General features: G+C 73.2%; 1 protein-coding gene. It reads right to left on the bottom strand.

Annotated features, from left to right (window positions below; translation table 11 throughout):
* Nucleotides 1-68: 68 nt before the first annotated feature.
* Nucleotides 69-2,090, bottom strand: coding sequence for an APC family permease (locus DEIPI_RS0117780; protein ID WP_027482650.1), 2,022 nt, complete (start codon nt 2,088-2,090; stop codon nt 69-71).
* Between the last annotated feature and the right edge of the window lie 190 nt (nt 2,091-2,280).

Below are 2,280 nucleotides of genomic sequence, written 5' to 3'. Positions count from 1 at the left end.
GGCGCGAGCGTCGCCGGGGAAGCGCAGGACGGGCCGGAACCCGCCCTGCTCGTCTGACATCGCGGGGATCAGCCGCCGAGGTGCACCACGGGGCGGCGGCGGCGGTCCTTCTCGGCCTGCCGCAGGATCTCGTGCGTGACGACGGCCACGTCGCCCTCTCCGGAGATCAGGAAGCGCGCGGCGTTCGCGACGGGTCCGCGTTCGTTCCAGCCGAAGTACACGTGCGGCACCTGCAGCGTCGCGTCGCGGACGAAGAGCAGCAGCGCCGCGATGGCGTTCGGCACGCTGGCCGCCTCGACGCGCAGCACGCGGTTCCCGCCGATCTCCAGGCCGCGCACCTCGATGACGTCGCTGAACTCGCTCGCGTCCGTGACGTGCACCTCGATGAAGACGGGCGTCTCGCCGGGCGGCAGGTGGACCATCGCGCGCGCCTCGCGGGTCTTGATGCGGTACTCGTCGCCGCGCTCGTCGGGCGTGGTGGTGGAGCGGGCGCTGCGGCGTCCGTCCGGGCCGGGGTGGTGCGCGACGAAGCGCATGGGCCGCCCGCCCGACTCGATCAGGAAGCGTTCGGCGGCGCGGTCGAGCTCCATGCGTTCGTAGCGCAGTTCCGTCGAGCGGGTCGCGCGCGACAGGATCGACACGACGACGACCGCGAGGATGAAGACCGCGCCGATCCGCACGCCCGCCGGGCGTTCGATGGCGTTCGCGATGGTGGTGTACACGAACACCGCCGCGATGAGGGCGTACAGCAGCGTGAGGACGCGTTCGTAGCGGCGGCGCGCGGAGAGCGTCACCGCGACCGACGCGCCCGTGATGAGGACCAGCACGCCCGTCGCGTACGCGCCCGCCTGCGCGTCCACGCTCGCGCCGAAGATGATCGTGACGGCCACGCAGATGACGGTGAAGAGCAGCACGAGGGGCCGCGTGACGCGGGCCCAGTCGGGCGCCATGCCGTAGCGGGGCAGGTAGCGCGGCACGAGGTTCAGGAGGCCCCCGAGGGCGCTCGCGCTCGCGAACCACAGGATCAGGATCGTGACGAGGTCGTAGGCGGTGCCGAAGACGGGCCCGAGCAGGGCGTGCGCGAGGTACGCGAGCGCCCGTCCGTTCGCCTCGCCGCCCGCGCGGAACTGCTCGGCCGGGATCAGCAGGGTCGTGACGAGACTCGACCCGAGCAGCAGGACGCTCATCACGAGCGCCACGACGAGCAGCAGCTGCCGCGTCTGACGGATGCGGCCCCGGTAGCCGCGCGACGCGTCGTCCGGGTCGCCGCGCACGAGCGGCATGACGGTCACGCCCGTCTCGAAGCCGCTGAGGCCCAGCGCGAGCCGCGGGAAGAGCAGCGCGGCCACCGCCAGCATCGCGAGGGGATCGCCGTGCGTCCGCAGGAGGCCCTCCCGCCAGGCCGAGAGCAGTTCGGGCCGTCCGGCGAGCTCCACGAGGGCGCGGACGATCAGGACGGCGCCGAGGCCCACGTAGGCCACCACGAGCGGCGCGGCCAGCGAGACGCGCAGGCGGAAGCCGCGCAGGAAGATCGCGCCGAGCAGCAGGATCAGCACGAGCGTCAGGCCGGGTTGACGGTCCTGGAGCAGGCCCGAGAGCAGCGGGTTCCGCACGAGGTGGACGCTCGCGTCGGCGGCGGAGAGCGTCACGGTGATGGTGAGGTCCGTGATGAGGAAGCCGATCAGGACGAGCACCATCAGCTTGCCGGGCCACCAGGGCAGCAGCCGCTCCAGGATGCTGATGGAGCCCTCGCCGTGCGGGCTCTCGCGCGCCACCTGACGGTAGACGGGGAGCGCGCCGAGCAGCGTCACGAGGACCAGCACGAGCGTCGCGACGGGCGAGAGCGCGCCCGCCGCGAGGAAGGCCACGCCGGGCTGGTACCCCAGCGTGGAGAAGTAGTCCACCCCGGTGAGGGACATCACGCGCCACCACGGGTACGTGCGGGGCGCGGCCTGCGGGGCGCGCTCGCCCCCGTCGACGAGGTCGTCGGGTTCGGCGGGCGGCGTGACGAGCGCGCCCTGCTGGCCCACCTGGGGTTCGAGCAGCCACCGCTTGAGGCGGTCGAGGGCGTTGGGCGTCGGAGCGGTCATGGAACTCCCCTTTATATACCCGCGCGGCGCGGGCGCGGCGGGAACTCACCGGCATCAGGGCCGTCTCATGAAGGTCACCCGGCCCCGTGATCTTCTCGGGGTATGCCACAACCTTTCCCGGGCGCCCCGCGCGGCGCCGCGCTGCTTGCCGCCCTCCTGTCCCTGGCCGCCCTGCCGCCCGCGGCCCACG

The sequence above is a fragment of the Deinococcus pimensis DSM 21231 genome (assembly GCF_000519345.1).
Taxonomy (GTDB): domain Bacteria; phylum Deinococcota; class Deinococci; order Deinococcales; family Deinococcaceae; genus Deinococcus_A; species Deinococcus_A pimensis.
The sequence above is the reverse complement of the archived record's forward strand: the minus strand, read 5'-3'. Positions and strand labels throughout refer to the sequence as shown.

Bases quoted from the DNA above. Each gene is read 5' to 3' on its own strand.
- DEIPI_RS0117780 (WP_027482650.1), bottom strand. From the start codon at position 2,090: ATGACCGCTCCGACGCCCAACGCCCTCGACCGCCTCAAGCGGTGGCTG.